This window comes from Pseudomonas siliginis (assembly GCF_019145195.1).
Classification (GTDB): Bacteria; Pseudomonadota; Gammaproteobacteria; order Pseudomonadales; family Pseudomonadaceae; genus Aquipseudomonas; species Aquipseudomonas siliginis.
In genome coordinates this window covers 29,839-46,821 of sequence record NZ_JAHSTW010000013.1, presented here as the reverse complement: position 1 = coordinate 46,821, position 16,983 = coordinate 29,839, and the positions used below count along the sequence as shown (strand labels likewise).

Sequence of the window (16,983 nt, the reverse complement as noted above, 5' to 3'; positions counted from 1 at the left end):
CGACCCTCAATCGGTTTCCATGCCGCCGGAGAAGTCATGGAAATCCTCAATCGTCTGATACGCGGTGTCGTTGCTCGACTGCTGCTCCAGCAGGCGCAATTGATACGCCGCCTCATACCGCCGCAGGCGCTGCAAACTTTCGGCAGTCAGCGGGTTGTCGCTGAAGTCGTATTCGGTCAGCACGTCGCCGGGCTGTGAAGGAAACTCGCCCGGCAACTCGGTGATCGCGTTCCCGGACAAGTCCGCGTACATCAATCGAGGCAGTTCGAGCAGGCCGTCAGGCACCTTGCTCAAGGCACAGTTGCCCAGACGCAAATCGGTCATCTGCGGGAAATGACTCAGATCCGGAGCGATGTTGAGCGGATTGTCGCTCAGGTCCACCGAACTCAGGTTTCTCAGCGTTGCGAATGCTTCTGCGGTCTGCGCAGTCAACGTGATCTCACAGCCCGGCAGATACAGGCTGCGCAGCCTTTCCATGGCGAAAATCGGGGCGGGAATCTCGCTCAGCGGATAATTGCGGATGTCGATGCCTTTGAGCTTCGGGAACAGCTCCAGCAGACGATCGATCCGAGGCGCAGCGGACGCTGTGGTGGTCAGTTTCAATTGTTCGATGTGGTCGAAACGCGCAGTCAGCGGCGGCAGCTCACCGGTAAACGACAACTCGCAGCTGACCCTTGGCCCTGTCAGGAACGAGGGTGCGCGGCGCAGGTCGTCTTCGAGGTTTTGCCTGAAGTGCTGGCGGTTGAGTCTTTCCCTGGCTGCCGCGTCGGTCGCAAGCGGCATCTGCGTGTCAGTATCGTTGGAAGTCTCGTTGGCCCAGCTATCCAGGCGTTCGAGCAGGCTGGTGAGCTCGGTTTTGCGGCGCATCAGCTCAACACGTCCATCGGCCAGCGTGCCCGCAAGCTTGTAGACCAGATCGTTGGCATCGAAGCCGAACAGCGATGGGTAAAGGCTTTGCGCCAGATCGATGTCTTGCTGTTGGACCCAGACACCGAAGTTGTCAGCCTTGGCCTGGAATGCGGCCTTGATCCGTTCTCTGGAAGCAACCGACAACGGGTTGCCGCCCAGTTCAATGCCGCGATCGGCATACTGCGTCAGTTGCGCCGGCAATTCGCTGATGTTGTTGTCGCTCAGCAACGCGACTTCCAAGTGCGGCAGCTGTTCCAGCCCGGCGGGAACACTATCGATGCCGGTGTTGATCAGGTCGATGAACGTCAGGTTCTGCAGTGTCGATAGGTCGGGCGTGACCTGCAGTGGGTTGCTATACAGGTCCAGAGATTTCAATCGGGTCATCGTGGACAGGATCGCTTGTCCGGCAGCATCCAGAGTGATCTGGCACTTGCTTAGCATCAACCTCTCAAGCAGCGGCAGGCTTGGCAGCGATTGGGGTATCCGGCCCAAGGCGAAATCCTGCAGTTCCAGTCCGCGCAGGCCGCTGAAGCTTCGGAAAAAACCATCGGGAATGTTCAGCCCCGGATTGCCCTGAAGGTTGAGATGCGTGATGTGGCTGAAGTCAGCGGTCAGTTCCGGCAATTCGCCGGTGAATGTCGCATCGGCTTCGAAAGTATTGAACCGCAGGGCTGAGTTTTCGTTTTGCCGGCCGCGCCAGAGTTTCTCAAGGTCGCTGCTGAATCTTTGTCTGGCGGCGAGTTCTGCAAATTTTTCCGGCGCAGTCCAGGGCAGCTCTGTCGAAGGGTTGTTGACCGGCAAGCGCGCGCTCCATGTGTTGAGATCACTGGTCATGCGGGCAATTTCCGCCTCCCATCTGACCAGTTGTGCCGTACCGGTCGGTAATGTCCCGGGCAGGCGATAAATCATGTTGATCGCAGCGTTTTCGCCCAGTCGCGGGAACAGTCTCTGCGCCATGGCAATGTCAGCCGATGGCGGCTTGATCCGGAAGTTGCGCCCGTGAGTGGCGTAGTAGAGCTTGATGCGGTCGCGGGCATTCATGGACAGAGGATTGTCGTTCAGATAGACGCTGTCGGCCCGCTCGGGATGCAAACTGAAGACAGCGTCGGGCAGCACGGTTATCTGGTTGTTATTGAGATGGAGCTCTCGCAGCAGCGGATGCTCGGCGATGCCCTTCGGCACGCTTGTCAGTTCGCTATGGCCGAGTGAGAAGTTCGTCACCTTGGGCAGGATTGTCAGGTCTGGCGCGTTTGTCAGTGGGTTATGGCTCAGATCGAGCAACCGCAACTCGGGCAGCGCGCCGAGTACCTGCTGCCCGGCAGGGGTAAGCGTCAGCGCGCAGTCATTGAGTTTGAGCTCTTTGAGATAGTGCAGACGGCTGACGAAAGAAGGGATGTCATAGAGTGTGAAAGCTTTCAGTTCCAGCATCTGAAGATTCGGGAACAAGGCAGCGAACGGCTCCAGTCCCGCGATCGTCACGTTGCCCGCCAGCGTAAGGCTGGTAACGTGATCGAAGTTGACCGTCAGGCGCGGCATTTCGCCGAGGAACTGAAGGTCTGCCGCAAAAGAACGAGCGCGCTTGCCGGTGCCCATCGATCTTTCGCCCCAGAAGTCCTCTATCAATTGCTTGAAGTCCGAGCGTGCGGATCGTTGCGCCAGATGCTCGCTTGCGCTTAAGGCGTGACCGGTAACCGGGTGCGCAGACGGCGTTGCCAAAGCCCAGCGGGTCAGGTCATCGCGCATCTGTTGCTGTTCTGCTTGCCAGCGAAGCAGCTGTTGGCGACCGTCGGCCAGGTCGCCGGGCAAGTCGTAAATCATCTCGCTGGCCTCTTGCTTGTTCAAACCGGGAAACAACTGCCGGGCGAGGCTCACGTCCGGCTCGGCCGCCAATACGTCGAAGTCGTTGCGATGGAGGCGGTAGTAGTTTTTGATCTGCTCACGGGTGGCGGCCGATAGCGGGTTGTCGGCAAGGTCAATGCCGTCGCTGCGCTCGGCGGGGAGGTCGAACAGCGCCTCGGGCAGTTGCGTGATGCGGTTGCCTGCGAGCACTGCGGTTCGCAACCCCGGATGGCTGGCCAGTCCTTCGGGAACGACGGTCAGCCCGCAGTTGGACAGATCGAGATAGATCAATTCGGGCAACAAATTCAGGTCGGGGAACGTACCCAACGGATTGTCGCTCAGGTCCAGCGAGTCGAGGCTGCCAAGTGACAGCAGCGCAGCCTGGTTTTCCGGGGTCATGACCACGCCACAATTTTTCAGCTCCAGATCGCTTAGTTGAGGCAGTTTTGCTTCGCCCAGCGCAAGCGGTCCCAGTTCGAAGCCGTTCATTTTCAGCTTGGCAAGGTTGGGGAAGCACTCCACGAAGCGCAGGGCGTCGGTGCTATTGGCGGTGCCGGTGAGGTTCAGCCGCGTCACGCGCTCCAGACCGGCGCTGAGTACCGGCATATCCCCACTGAACGTCGCCGTTGCTTTGAGTTCTTCAAGGCGCGGGTACAGGGGCGGGCTGCGCCAGAATTGCTCGATCTGTTGCGCAAAGGATCGCCGGGCCTCCAGTTCGCGGGTTTGTGCCTCGAGAGGCAGACGCTCCCCCGACTCAGAGGCGGTCACGGTGGCCTGGTTGATCCATTGACTGAGTTCGAGATTCAGCACGCCGAGTTCATTTTCCCAGCGGGACAACTGTGCGCCGCACTCCGCCAATGGCCCGGGCAATCGGTACAACACCTGTGTTGCGCCTTCCGTGTCAAGGGATGGAAACAAGGCGATGGTGCGTTGCAGATCCTCCTGGACGGGCCGGACGCCGAAGTGCCTTCCGGTGTGCTCGTAGAACACTTTTACCCGCTCGCGGGAAGCCGCCGTCAACGGGTTATCGGCGAAGGTATAACCATCGCTGAGGGAGCTTGCCAGGTTGAAAAAACTGTCCGGTATCCGCGTGATGCGGTTGCGATCGAATTGCGCCGAAATCAGGCGCGGATGATCCAGCAGATCGTCGGGCACCGTGTGAATGCCGGTATCCGACAGGTTCACGTAGCGCAACGAAGGCAGTGTATGCAGGTCCGGAGGCAGGCCCAGCGCATTGCCTTGCAGATCGAGCAGGGTGAGCTGCGGCATGGCCGCGAGCACTGACTCTGTGACCGTCGTCAGACTGATCCGACAATTGCGTAAGCGCAATTCGCGCAGCGAGCGCATCGAAGTCAGTGCTTGCGGCAGGCTCGACAGATTGAGGTTGCGCGCATCGATATTCTGCAACTGGCTGAAGGACTGCAGAAAGCTGTCGACAGATGTGGTCATCGGGCTGCCATCAATGGCGAGCGAGGTGATATGGCTGAAGTCTGCTGACAACACGGGCAAGTCGCCCATCACCGCAGGTGTAAGGCGCAAGGCGTATCCGGCGGCAAAGCCCCGGTGATTGATACCCGTGACGTGCTCCCGTCTCCAGGCTTTGAGCAATTGCTCCCTGAGCAGCCTGCGATTCTGGATTTCGGCGCGCTTCTCCAGCGAGGTGAGCGCCGTGCCGGTTTCCGGGTGCACGGTGGGGGGATTGTTGGCCCAGACATGCAGTTCGTTCTGCAATTGCAGGTAGTCATTTTGCAAACGAAGCATTTCGGCGCGCGGGCCTGCGGGACTGCTGCGCATGCTTTCGGCGAGGAAGCGCATTTCATGGTTCGACATGCGTGGATAGAGCACCCGGATGTCTTCTTCGAGGGTGTGCGGCTGGTAAGCGGGGCGTGGCGGACGCGGAGCATGGGCGTAACCGTCGGTACCGAGCAGGCGCAGGGTGTCGATAGCCGGCGCTCGGGACGGCGTATGGGCAATCACCTGACGCCACTCGTTGCGCTCGAGCGTGCGTTCACGAATGGCCGCCTTCAGCGCCTGACCCTGGCCGATCCGCAGGTCCAGGCTCTGGCGCTCACTGTCGGGCAATGCGTACAACAGGCTGGAATAGAAATCAGCGAATGAATGCAGCTGCTGCCCACGATCGTCATAAGGTTGGTATTGGCCATCGTCGCGGCGAACCAGCACCTTGTATTCGGGCGCATCGTCACGGCCGATCGTGTCCAGTAACCGGCCTTCGTAGCGCCCGTCGCGGATTTCGATGCGCACATCGCCGCTCCAGCCCGGCAACAATTTGAGGCTGTGCAGCGCTAGAGAGTCAGAGTCGTGATTGCTCACCGAATCCAGCTCAAGGCCTTCATACGCGCGGGTAAGGCGCACCTCGTCACTGGCCATCTGCATGAGCGCCTGCTGGCGCGGGGGCAATTGTCCTTCGCTGATCTGCAGCAGTTCGCTGCCGGTCGCGGTATCGAGCAGTTCGCGGGTAATGCTGGCCGGCAATTGCGGAGGGTGGGTCTTGAGTCGTGCCGCCAGCGGGTCGTCGAGGTGCTGAAGGGCTTGATAGCGCGACTCGAACAGCGCGCTGGTGTTGCGTCTGGCGAGGTCGGCCACTTGTTTGCGCAGGTTGTGGCTGCGGACCTCGATGGACGGCGTCGGTCCCGCGAAGGGCTCGTCCAGCAAGTTTTTGATCTGCGTCTCGTCGAGGGCGTGGAGCAGCGCTTTCAGCACGTCGCCACCGACCAGTTCGCCCTGGCGCAGTTCGGTCACGGGCAGGCTTGCGTCTGTGGACGATTGCCACAATGGCTCGCCTTGGCGATCGAGCAGGCGCAGGCACTGGTCGTCTGGCCAGCGGCCGTATTCGCTGAGCACCTGCAGCTGCGTGACCGGGTCGGCGCGCAAAAAAACTTCAGCGTCAGCGCTGTCGAGCTGGTCGATGAAGCGTTGCAACTGCTGATCAATCTTGAAGCGCTGGATGCTGTCGGCCAGCAGCGGCGGGACCTTTTCCTGCTCGACATGCATTTTGCGCAACGCGTCTTCGCTGGTTCCGCTGATCTGCAGCACGGTTTCGCGCTCGCTCGCGGACAAGCTCTCGACCGCAGGGCCGATACGGCGCAGCGCGGTTGCGCCATCCCATTCCAGCGGTTGCTCCAGTTCAGTGTGCCAAGCGCCTTCGCCGTTGTGGCGCAGCACCGGTTGGTATGCGTCGGGGCGACTCGGATGTTCGATGCGGTACTGCCCCGGCACCTGACTTTCCGTGACCGCAAAGTGCGCGTCCTCCAAGGGCAGCAGAAGCTTGTCCTCATGCGCATGCAAACCCAGGGCATCGGGTTGCGAATCGGCAGTCGGGCGCTGCGGATGTTTGTAGCGTTCGAGATCCGGTTGCCAGTAGCGGGTGTCGCCATTGGCCAGTTGTACCGGTTTGAAGCGGTCGATGAACGCCACGATTTCCTTGGGCAATACCTTGCGAAACTCGGCCGCGCCAATCGCACCGCCGACGGCGAACATGCCCAACTGGATCATCGATTCCACGGTCCCCATCAGGTGTTCGACCGCTTCGGTCGTGCGCCCCTGCGCCCACTCGATAATGCCTTCGAATACTTCATCGAGCATCTGATAGGCCATGTACGCCATCATCGCTTCACCGAGCACCGGCACGAACGGCGCGACGATCATCGCCGCGGTCTGGGCGATGGAAGAGAGGATGTTGACCAGTGAATCCCAGAACGCCCAGCGCGCCCTTTGATCGACCAACGCAGTCGGTACGGCAATGGTTCGGCCGTCATTGAAAATCTTGTTCAGCTTTGCCTGGTAGAGGTGTTGCCACACATCGTCGTAAAACGGCGTCAGCGCGGTCTGCAGATCGGGCCGCTCCACCGGGGCTTCTCGCCACGCCGGCAGCGGGTCGCCGGGTTCGTGCGGATGCCAGCGGATTTCACTGAGCCGGCTGTTGAGGGTGCTGAAGAAAAAGCCGCGCTGGTCGTGGTTGACGAAGCGGCTGAAGAATTGCTGATAGTCCCTGGAGCGCAACTGGCGCGTCAGTTCCACAACCATTTCCAATGGCGAGGCGTACTCCTTGAACGGATGTTCGGGGTCATCCGGGACGTAGGCGACGACGCGCGCTGCATTGCGTGTCATGTACAGGTCCGGGGCGAATACCACGATGCCGGTCAGCGGTGCGCAAAGCATCGTCATGTCATGACACAGCAGCGGGGCGCCATGCACATGCAGGCCTTTCACGCCGTCGAGCATGGCCTCGATCGTGCGTAACGCGTTTTCCGACACGTCGCGGTTCATCCGCGCCCATTGCAGGGCCGATTTCATCGCGGCCTTCTGGCTGGCGTCGATTTTGCCGCGCAAGACCGACGCGACCATTGGATCGGAGTAGCCCAGATTGTCTTCCAGACTGGCTTTGTATTTCGCGCCGATATCCAGTCGACGGCACAGTTTTGTGAATGCGGGAATGCTCAGTCTGGCCTTGATGTCGGGCAGGGTTTGAAACTGTCCTGTAGCCGAAGGTGCGCTAGTGAATGTCGACTCGGCTTCGAAGGCGTCGTCTTCGGTTTCCCTTTCTTCGAAGTTATGCAGTGCCGCCTCGAGCAGTGACACGGACCAGGCGCGGGCGCCGGTGCGGATCGGAAACCACGGGGTGGTGGCGGGAATGTACAGGCGCATGTAGGTGTTTCTGACATCCAGCTCCAGATCGAAGCAGCTTTTCAGCTCGGCCTTGAGCAGGGGCTCGGCGAAGGCCGCAGCGTCCTGCAAGTGCTCCAGGCTTTTATCGACCCGGCTCTGGGCGGTGATATGCGCCGCCCCAAGGCTTTTCATCAGCGCGTGCTGTTCGGCTGGCGCAACCTTGAGCGCGGCCGGCTGTTGCGGGAGGCTGCTTTTCAGTGCTTCGCGCCGCGTGGCTGAGGTGTCGCCCAGCCAGGCGGGAATCGCGTTTTTCAGTGGTTGGTAATGTTCGTCCGCATGTTGCGCGTCATGTACGGCATCCGGGGTTGCCGATGGGGGTGCTTCAGACAAATGCATGGCCATTCCTTGGCGTTGGGAAGAACCCTCAGCAAATCAGCAGCAAGCGACCACCGTGCGGTAGATATTTATGTCTCTGCCGTGGGGGCTGGCTTGGTATCCTGCGCGGCCTGCCGCAAATCGGCCGCGCCCGGTAAACTGCGCCTTTGCGACGCTATATGTCGCATTGCCGTAAACCCGGGAAAATCCGGGGTTTGCGCTATAAGAAGTTGTCGCTTGGCGACAAGGCCGGGCACCCAACTGTCCTTACAATCCCCTCATCGCTCGCCAGTTCCAGGCGGGTGTTCCTCTTCAGGAGACTCCGATGTCCGTTGAGCACGCTGCGGTACAACGCGCCGATTTCGACCAGGTAATGGTTCCCAACTACGCGCCTGCCGCTTTCATTCCGGTGCGTGGCGCCGGTTCCCGGGTCTGGGATCAGGCCGGCCGCGAGCTGATCGACTTCGCCGGCGGGATTGCCGTCAACGTTTTGGGCCATGCGCATCCGGCGCTGGTCGGTGCGTTGACCGAACAGGCGAACAAGCTGTGGCACGTGTCCAACGTGTTCACCAACGAACCGGCCCTGCGTCTGGCGCACAAGCTGATCGACGCCACGTTTGCCGAGCGCGTGTTCTTCTGCAACTCCGGCGCCGAGGCCAACGAGGCCGCGTTCAAGCTGGCCCGTCGCGTCGCATTTGACCGTTTCGGCACCGAGAAATACGAAATCATCGCCGCGCTGAACAGCTTCCACGGCCGTACCCTGTTCACCGTCAACGTCGGTGGCCAGTCGAAGTACTCCGACGGCTTCGGTCCGAAAATCACTGGCATCACCCACGTTCCCTACAACGATCTGGCCGCACTGAAAGCCGCGGTGTCCGAGAAGACCTGCGCGGTCGTGCTTGAGCCGATCCAGGGCGAGGGCGGCGTGCTGCCGGCCGAGCTGGCTTACCTGCAAGGTGCCCGCGAACTGTGCGACGCGAACAACGCGCTGCTGGTGTTCGACGAAGTGCAGACCGGCATGGGCCGCAGCGGCAAGCTCTTCGCCTACCAGCATTACGGCGTGACCCCGGACATCCTCACCAGCGCCAAGAGCCTGGGCGGCGGTTTCCCGATCGCGGCGATGATGACCACCGAAGCGCTGGCCAAACATCTGGTCGTCGGCACCCACGGCACCACTTACGGCGGCAACCCGCTGGCCTGCGCCGTCGCCGAAGCGGTGATCGACGTGGTCAACACCCCTGAAGTGTTGAACGGCGTGAACGCCAAGCACGACAAGTTCAAGACCCGTCTGCAACAGATCGGCGAGAAATACGGCCTGTTCACTCAGGTGCGTGGTCTCGGTCTGCTGATCGGTTGCGTGCTCAGCGAAGCGTGGAAAGGCAAGGCCAAGGACATCTTCAACGCCGCCGAACAGGAAGGCCTGATGATTCTCCAGGCTGGCCCGGACGTGATCCGTTTCGCCCCGAGCCTGGTGGTGGAAGACGCCGATATCGACGCCGGTCTCGACCGCTTCGAACGTGCCGCAGCGAAGTTGACGCAAGCCTGATGGACCTTTCGGCGCCTGGAGTTTTTCCGGCGCCGAACCAATTTTTGATACCGGGCACATCCACCTGTTGGATTGAACCTGTGGTGAGGGGATTTATCCCCGATGGGCTGCGCAGCGGGCCCAGATTTTTGGGGGTGCTTCGCCCCCCAGCGGGGATAAATCCCCTCGCCACAAGTCCCATTCCTGCATCGATCTTTATGTGGGCCCGGTTTTTTCTGTGAATATTGAAGAGAAAGGAGTGACACCATGCTGGTGATGCGCCCCGCGCAAATGGCTGATCTGGGCGAGGTACAGCGTCTGGCTGCGGACAGCCCGATTGGTGTCACTTCCTTGCCGGATGACGTGGAACGTCTGAGCGACAAGATCGCCGCGAGCGAAGCTTCGTTTGCCGCCGAAGTGAGCTTCAACGGTGAAGAGAGTTACTTCTTTGTCCTCGAAGACTCGAGCACCGGCAAACTGGTCGGCTGCTCGGCCATCGTCGCTTCGGCCGGTTATTCGGAGCCGTTCTACAGCTTCCGCAACGAGACTTTCGTCCACGCCTCCCGCGAGCTGAAGATCCACAACAAGATCCACGTGCTCTCGCAGTGCCACGACCTGACCGGCAACAGCCTGCTGACCAGTTTCTACGTGCAGCGCGAGCTGGTCGGATCGCCGTGGGCCGAGCTCAATTCCCGAGGTCGTCTGCTGTTCGTCGCCAGCCACCCGGAGCGTTTTGCCGATTCGGTGGTGACCGAGATCGTCGGTTACAGCGACGAGAATGGCGACTCGCCGTTCTGGGATGCGATCGGGCGTAACTTCTTCGACCTCAACTACGCCGAGGCCGAGCGCCTGTGCGGGCTGAAAAGCCGCACCTTCCTCGCCGAGCTGATGCCGCATTACCCGATCTACGTGCCGCTGCTGCCGGACTCCGCCCAAGAGGCGATGGGCCAGGTGCACCCGCGTGCGCAGATTACTTTCGACATCCTGATGCGCGAAGGTTTCGAGACTGATCACTACATCGACATCTTCGACGGCGGCCCGACCCTGCATGCGCGAGTTTCCGGGATCCGTTCGATCGCCCAGAGCCGCGTGGTGCCGGTGAAGATCGGCGAGCCAGTGAAAGGTGCCGGGCGTCAGTATCTGGTGGCCAATGCGCAGTTGCAGGATTACCGCGCGGTGTTGCTGGAGCTGGACTACGCGCCGGGCAAACCAGTGACGCTGGATATGGAAGCAGCCGAAGCCCTGGGCGTCGGTGAAGGTGCCAGCGTGCGCCTGGTGGCGGTTTAACGCCTTAGCGAGTTTCACGGGTGGCGCGAGCGGCCCGTTTGAGGAGATAGCATGATTGTTCGTCCCGTACGCAGCAGCGATTTATCCGCGCTGATCGACCTGGCCCGCAGCACCGGCACCGGCCTGACTACCTTGCCGGCCAACGAAGAGCGCCTGACCCACCGGGTCGGCTGGGCCGAGAAGACCTTTCGCGGCGAAGCCGGGCGTGGCGATGCGGACTATCTGTTCGTGCTCGAAGACGATGACGGCCGCGTGGTGGGGATTTCCGCCATCGCCGGTGCGGTCGGCCTGCGTGAGCCCTGGTACAACTTCCGCGTCGGTCTGACGGTCAGCGCTTCGCAAGAGCTGAACATCTACCGCGAAATCCCGACGCTGTTTCTGGCCAACGACCTGACCGGCAATTCCGAGCTGTGCTCGCTGTTCCTGCACGCCGATTACCGCAACGGTCTCAACGGCCGGATGCTGTCCAAGGCGCGCATGCTGTTCATCGCTGAGTTCCCGGAGCTGTTCGGCAACAAGATCATCGCCGAAATGCGTGGTGTGTCCGATGACGCCGGGCGCTCGCCGTTCTGGGAAAGCCTCGGCCGGCATTTCTTCAAGATGGAATTCAGCCAGGCCGATTACCTGACCGGCGTCGGCAACAAGGCGTTCATCGCCGAACTGATGCCGAAATTTCCGCTGTACACCTGCTTCCTCTCGCCGGACGCGCGCAACGTCATCGGCCAGGTGCACCCGGACACCGAGCCGGCGCTGGCCATGCTCAAGAGCGAAGGCTTCAGCTATCAGGGTTACGTCGACATCTTCGACGCCGGCCCGGCCATCGAATGCGAAACCAGCAAGATCCGCGCGGTGCGTGACAGCGAAGCGCTGGTGCTGGCCGTCGGCACGCCGGGCGATGACGCCACGCCGTTCATCATCCACAACCGCAAGCGCGAGGATTGCCGCATCACGGCTGCACCAGCGCGCCTGGCTGCGGGCACCCTGGTGGTCGATCCGCAGACCGCGAAACGTCTTCAACTCAGCGCCGGCGATCAGGTTCGCGCCGTGGCGCTGTCCGCTGCACGGGAGTCGAAATAATGAATTCGCTATACATCGCAGGTGAGTGGCTGGCCGGTCAGGGCGAGGCCTTTCAATCGCTGAACCCGGTGACCCAGCAAGTGCTGTGGGCGGGCGAGGGCGCCACTGCCGCGCAGGTCGAATCGGCGGTTCAGGCTGCTCGCCAGGCATTTCCTCAGTGGGCACGTCGCACCCTCGAGGAGCGCATCAGCGTCCTCGAAGCTTTCGCCGCTGCGTTGAAAAACCACGCTGACGAACTGGCTCGCACCATCGGCGAAGAAACCGGCAAACCGCTGTGGGAAGCTGCGACCGAAGTCACCAGCATGGTCAACAAGATCGCGATTTCGGTGCAGAGCTATCGCGAGCGCACCGGCGAGAAGAGCGGCCCATTGGGCGACGCCACCGCCGTGTTGCGCCACAAGCCCCACGGCGTGGTCGCGGTGTTCGGCCCTTACAACTTCCCCGGTCACCTGCCTAACGGTCATATCGTCCCGGCGCTGCTGGCCGGTAACAGCGTGCTGTTCAAGCCCAGCGAACTGACGCCGAAAGTCGCCGAGCTGACGGTCAAGTGCTGGATCGAAGCCGGTCTTCCGGCAGGCGTGTTGAACCTGCTGCAAGGTGCGCGGGAAACCGGTATCGCTCTGGCGGCGAATCCGGGTATCGACGGTCTGTTCTTCACCGGTTCAAGCCGCACCGGCAATCACCTGCACCAGCAATTCGCCGGGCGTCCGGACAAGATCCTCGCCCTGGAAATGGGCGGCAACAACCCACTGGTGGTCGATCAGGTCGCTGATCTGGACGCGGCGGTGTACACCATCATTCAGTCGGCGTTCATTTCCGCCGGCCAGCGCTGCACCTGCGCCCGCCGTCTGCTGGTGCCGCAAGGCGCGTGGGGCGACAGCCTGCTCAAGCGTCTGGTTGAAGTCAGTTCGACCATTGAAGTCGGTGCGTTCGATCAGCAACCGGCGCCGTTCATGGGCTCGGTGATTTCCCTCGGCGCGGCAAAAGCGCTGATGGATGCGCAGGAACAACTGCTGGCCAACGGCGCGGTGGCGCTGCTGGAAATGACTCAGCCACAGGCGCAATCGGCCTTGCTGACCCCGGGCATTGTCGATGTGACGGCCGTGGCCGAGCGTCCGGACGAAGAACTGTTCGGGCCGCTGCTGCAAGTGATCCGCTATGCCGATTTCGGCGCCGCGATCAGTGAAGCCAACAACACCGCTTATGGACTGGCCGCCGGTTTGCTCTCCGATTCCGAAGCGCGTTACCAGCAGTTCTGGCTGGAAAGCCGCGCCGGCATCGTCAACTGGAACAAACAGCTGACCGGTGCCGCGAGCAGCGCGCCATTCGGCGGCGTCGGCGCCTCGGGCAACCACCGCGCCAGCGCCTACTACGCAGCGGACTACTGCGCATACCCGGTGGCGTCGCTGGAAACCCCGAGCCTGGTGTTGCCTGCCTCGCTGACACCCGGCGTGAAAATGGCGTAGCGCCCATTCGCGAGCAGGCTCGCTCCCACAGGGAAATGCATTCCAGTGTGGGAGCGAGCCTGCTCGCGAAGGCCGCGCCTCGGTCGCAAAGAATAGTTACTGAAGCCTATAACAACAGATTCTCGTGGAGCCTCGCTGATGAAATCCTATGAAGTCAATTTTGACGGTCTAGTGGGGCCGACCCATAACTACGGTGGTCTGTCCTACGGCAACGTCGCCTCGCAGAGCAACAGTCAGCAATCCTCGAATCCGAAGGAAGCGGCGCTGCAAGGTCTGGCAAAAATGAAAGCGCTGATGGACATGGGCTTTCAGCAAGGCGTGCTGGCTCCGCAGGAGCGTCCCGATGTGGCCGCGCTGCGCCGTCTGGGCTTCAGTGGCACTGACGCGCAGGTGATCGAGCGCGCCGCCAAGGAAGCGATGCCGCTGCTGGTCGCCAGTTGCTCGGCGTCGAGCATGTGGGTGGCCAACGCCGCCACGGTCAGCCCAAGTGCCGACACCGCTGACGGCCGCGTGCACTTCACCGCTGCCAACCTCAATTGCAAATACCACCGCAGCATCGAACACCCGACCACCAGCCGCGTGCTCGGCGCGATGTTCGCCAATCAACAGCACTTCGCCCATCACGCCGCTTTGCCGGCAGTGGCGCAGTTCGGCGACGAAGGCGCGGCCAACCACACGCGTTTCTGCCGTGAGTACGGCGAAGCGGGCGTCGAGTTTTTCGTGTTCGGCCGCAGTGCGTTCGACAACCGTTTCCCGGCGCCGCAGAAATACCCTGCACGCCAGACCCTCGAAGCCTCGCAAGCCGTCGCGCGTCTGCACGGTCTGCGTGACGAAGGCGTGGTCTACGCGCAGCAGAATCCCAACGTCATCGATCAGGGCGTGTTCCACAACGACGTGATCGCCGTGGGCAATGGTGAAGTGCTGTTCTATCACGAGGACGCGTTCCTCGAGACCGACAAGATGCTTGCCGAGCTGCAAGGCAAACTGGCCAAGGTCGGCGGTAACTTCCAGTCTGTTTGCGTGCCGCGTTCGGCGGTCACTGTGGATGACGCGGTGCGTTCCTACCTGTTCAACAGCCAGTTGCTGTCGCGTGCCGATGGCTCGATGCTGCTGATCGTGCCGCAGGAATGCCAGGCCAACGAACGCGTCTGGGCTTATCTGCAAAGCCTGACCAGCTCCGGCGGGCTGATCCGCGAAGTGAAAGTCTTCGATCTCAAGCAAAGCATGCAGAACGGCGGTGGCCCGGCGTGCCTGCGTCTGCGTGTGGCGCTGAATGAAACCGAACTGGCGGCGGTCAACCCAGGCGTTATCATGACGGCCCCGTTGTACGGTTCGTTGACCGCATGGGTTGAAAAGCACTACCGCGACCGCCTGAGCGAAACCGACCTAGCGGACCCGCAGTTGCTGCTTGAATGCCGGACGGCACTGGATGAACTGACGCAAATCCTTAAACTGGGCGCGGTTTATCCTTTCCAGATCAATTGATCGCCAGCGTGCTGCCTGAACGTGGCGCGCGGCGTGTCACCCCAAGAGAGTAAAAACATGAGCGATTCCCTGCAGCTGATCCTTGAAGACACCGACGGCACGCAATTGCAAACCTCGTGCACCCGCGTCGCGGTGATGTGGCAAGGCAAAGAGCTGTGGATCCAGCAGGACGGCCGTGGCCAGCTGCTGATCGGCGTGGACGTCGAGGAAGGTGACGAAGAGTACGCCAACCTGCTGCTGCGCCCATTGGCGACTAATCTGGTAAGTCTGCAACTGGAAATGGAACCGGCTGACCTCGGCGCTGACGAGGCTCACGTACACGGCCCGGATTGCAACCACGACCACTAAGGAAACCGCTCTATGCTCGCCCTCGGCAAACTGCTTGAACTGACCCTCGCCGGCCGTGAACCGGCGGAGAAGACTCAACTGACTGTCGAAGGCGTGCGCATGCGCTGGTTGAGCGAAGGGGCGCTGGAAGTGCGGCCCCCGGAAGCGCGCGACAATGGCCTGGACCTGCTGCTGTCGGCAGGCATCCATGGCAACGAAACGGCACCGATCGAGTTGCTTGATCGGCTGCTGCACGACATCGCACGCGGCGATCTCAAGCCGCGCGCACGCATTCTGTTCCTGTTCGGCAACCCGGAAGCGATTCGCAAGGGCGAGCGTTTCGTCGAGCAGGATGTCAATCGGCTGTTCAACGGCCGCCACGAACAAAGCAGCGGCTCGGAAGCGTTGCGCGCCTGTGAGCTGGAACGGTTGGCGGCGAGTTTCTTCAGCAAGCCCGAGCGCCAGCGTCTGCACTACGACCTGCACACCGCGATTCGTGGGTCGAAGATCGAACAGTTCGCCTTGTACCCGTGGAAGGAAGGGCGCCAGCATTCCCGTCGCGAACTGGCGCGCCTGCGCGCCGCCGGCATGGAAGCAGTGCTGTTGCAGAACAAGCCATCCATCGTCTTCAGTTCGTACACCTACGACAAACTCGACGCCGAGGCTTTCACCCTGGAACTGGGCAAGGCGCGGCCGTTCGGGCAGAACGACGGCGTTAACGTTTCACTGCTGGAAACCCGTCTGAAGCAGATCATCGAAGGCACTGAGCCGGAGACAGAAGAAGGGCTGGACGGCTTGCAGCTGTTCAGCGTGGCGCGGGAAATCATCAAGCACAGCGATGCGTTCCGCCTGAACCTGCCGGCGGACATCGAAAACTTTTCGGAGCTGGAACCGGGTTATGTGCTGGCGGAGGATCTGGCCAATACCCGCTGGGTGATCGAGGAGCAGGGCGCACGAATCATATTCCCCAACCCCAAGGTCAAGAACGGCCTGCGCGCCGGCATCCTGATCGTCCCGACCACCGACGAAAACCTCGCCTGACCCAGGTTGTGATCGTTCCCACGCTCCGCGTGGGAATGCAGCCCGGGACGCTCCGCGTCCCAACAGCGGACGCAGAGCGTCCATTGAGGCATTCCCACGCAGAGCGTGGGAACGATCATGTAAGAATCAGACCGCTACAGCGCGCGGCTCGGTTCGACGCAGCGCACGAATTTTCTGCAGCGTATCCGCGCAAGTCCGCGCCGCTTCCTGACCCTTGTGCACAAAGTGCTCGAAGAAGAACTTCTGGTGCTCTTCGCCCGAATGGAAGTGATGCGGGGTCAGCGATACCGAGAACACCGGCACTTCGGTTTCCAGCTGCACCTGCATCAGGCCGCTGACCACCGATTGCGCTACGAACTCGTGACGGTAAATGCCGCCGTCCACCACCAGGGCGGCGGCGACGATGCCGGCGTAACGGCCTGACTTGGCCAGCAGCTTGGCGTGCAGCGGCATCTCAAAAGCGCCGCCGACTTCGAAGAAATCGATGTCCGATTCCTGATAACCCTGCACCAGCATTTCAGCGACGAAGCCTTTACGGCTCTGGTCGACGATTTCCTTGTGCCAGCAGGCCTGGATGAACGCGATGCGCTCGCCCTGTGGGTGTTTGCTTTTGCTGTCGATAGCGGTGGGTTGCATGTTCTGACTCCTGTTTGTGTGAAAAACAGGGCGTTATGAATCGAAAGGGATGCAAGGGTGCGAACGCAGGCACGAGTGCACGCGGACGGCCCTTTGGCGTCGATCCCGTTCTCTCTTCATCCGGACTATGACCGTCGGCCCCGGAATCACACCGGGTCTGCTGACCTTGCCGACGCACCCGACTCAAGTCGTGTGCAACGCCAAGCGCTCGCGGGCTATGCGCATTGCGCGCAATTACCGCCGGTGGGGAATTGCACCCCGCCCTGAGAACGTTTGTGCCGCCCAATCTCGGGCAGCGCGCAGTTTGTAACACATATTTTTCGGTCCTGCACAGAACCTGTGGGAGCGAGCTTGCTCGCGAAAGCGGCTTCACATTCAACGAATATGCTG

General features: G+C 61.4%; 9 protein-coding genes and 1 riboswitch. Of the genes, 7 read left to right on the top strand and 2 right to left on the bottom strand.

Features of this window, described 5'->3' with window-relative positions:
- Positions 1 to 6: 6 nt before the first annotated feature.
- Positions 7 to 7,770, bottom strand: a complete 7,764-nt coding sequence (locus tag KVG87_RS24365; protein WP_217852950.1) for a dermonecrotic toxin domain-containing protein — start codon at positions 7,768 to 7,770, stop codon at positions 7 to 9.
- A 304-nt stretch (positions 7,771 to 8,074) separates the two neighbouring features.
- Here KVG87_RS24365 and KVG87_RS24360 point away from each other — a divergent pair, with 304 nt between their 5' ends.
- From KVG87_RS24360 to astE, 7 genes are all read left to right on the top strand, one after another.
- Positions 8,075 to 9,295, top strand: coding sequence for an aspartate aminotransferase family protein (locus KVG87_RS24360; RefSeq protein ID WP_016773586.1), 1,221 nt, complete (start codon positions 8,075 to 8,077; stop codon positions 9,293 to 9,295).
- A gap of 246 nt (positions 9,296 to 9,541) precedes the next feature.
- Complete coding sequence (gene aruF / locus KVG87_RS24355) at positions 9,542 to 10,561, top strand: arginine/ornithine succinyltransferase subunit alpha (protein ID WP_024014015.1); 1,020 nt, start codon at positions 9,542 to 9,544, stop codon at positions 10,559 to 10,561.
- A gap of 51 nt (positions 10,562 to 10,612) precedes the next feature.
- Complete coding sequence (gene astA, locus KVG87_RS24350) at positions 10,613 to 11,638, top strand: arginine N-succinyltransferase (RefSeq protein ID WP_024014014.1); 1,026 nt, start codon at positions 10,613 to 10,615, stop codon at positions 11,636 to 11,638.
- Positions 11,635 to 13,104 carry a succinylglutamate-semialdehyde dehydrogenase gene (gene astD / locus KVG87_RS24345; RefSeq protein WP_163018874.1) on the top strand — a complete coding sequence of 490 codons (1,470 nt, stop codon included), beginning with the start codon at positions 11,635 to 11,637 and terminating at the stop codon, positions 13,102 to 13,104. The genes astA and astD overlap by 4 nt, the downstream gene beginning before the upstream one ends.
- A 138-nt stretch (positions 13,105 to 13,242) precedes the next feature.
- Entirely contained in the window at positions 13,243 to 14,589 is a 1,347-nt protein-coding gene (gene astB, locus KVG87_RS24340) for an N-succinylarginine dihydrolase (RefSeq protein ID WP_071173304.1), read from the top strand.
- Between the two features lie 57 nt (positions 14,590 to 14,646).
- The gene (locus KVG87_RS24335) at positions 14,647 to 14,937 is read left to right on the top strand and encodes a topoisomerase II (RefSeq protein ID WP_217852948.1); all 291 of its coding nucleotides are present in this window, start codon (positions 14,647 to 14,649) and stop codon (positions 14,935 to 14,937) included.
- A 12-nt stretch (positions 14,938 to 14,949) separates the two neighbouring features.
- Positions 14,950 to 15,957, top strand: a complete 1,008-nt coding sequence (astE, locus tag KVG87_RS24330; RefSeq protein WP_217852946.1) for a succinylglutamate desuccinylase — start codon at positions 14,950 to 14,952, stop codon at positions 15,955 to 15,957.
- 126 nt (positions 15,958 to 16,083) lie between these two features.
- Here the strand turns inward: astE and KVG87_RS24325 are convergent, their stop codons facing one another.
- Positions 16,084 to 16,593: a 6,7-dimethyl-8-ribityllumazine synthase gene (locus tag KVG87_RS24325; protein WP_217852944.1), complete on the bottom strand. Its 510-nt coding sequence runs from the start codon at positions 16,591 to 16,593 to the stop codon at positions 16,084 to 16,086.
- Between the two features lie 103 nt (positions 16,594 to 16,696).
- Positions 16,697 to 16,868, bottom strand: a riboswitch (FMN riboswitch).
- Positions 16,869 to 16,983: the final 115 nt, after the last annotated feature.

Excerpts from the sequence above, each read along its gene's own strand:
- KVG87_RS24365 (WP_217852950.1), bottom strand. The coding sequence starts at position 7,770 with ATGCATTTGTCTGAAGCACCCCCATCGGCAACCCCGGATGCCGTACAT.
- KVG87_RS24335 (WP_217852948.1), top strand. The coding sequence starts at position 14,647 with ATGAGCGATTCCCTGCAGCTGATCCTTGAAGACACCGACGGCACGCAA.
- astA (WP_024014014.1), top strand. The coding sequence starts at position 10,613 with ATGATTGTTCGTCCCGTACGCAGCAGCGATTTATCCGCGCTGATCGAC.
- aruF (WP_024014015.1), top strand. The coding sequence starts at position 9,542 with ATGCTGGTGATGCGCCCCGCGCAAATGGCTGATCTGGGCGAGGTACAG.
- KVG87_RS24360 (WP_016773586.1), top strand. The coding sequence starts at position 8,075 with ATGTCCGTTGAGCACGCTGCGGTACAACGCGCCGATTTCGACCAGGTA.
- astB (WP_071173304.1), top strand. The coding sequence starts at position 13,243 with ATGAAATCCTATGAAGTCAATTTTGACGGTCTAGTGGGGCCGACCCAT.
- astE (WP_217852946.1), top strand. The coding sequence starts at position 14,950 with ATGCTCGCCCTCGGCAAACTGCTTGAACTGACCCTCGCCGGCCGTGAA.
- KVG87_RS24325 (WP_217852944.1), bottom strand. The coding sequence starts at position 16,593 with ATGCAACCCACCGCTATCGACAGCAAAAGCAAACACCCACAGGGCGAG.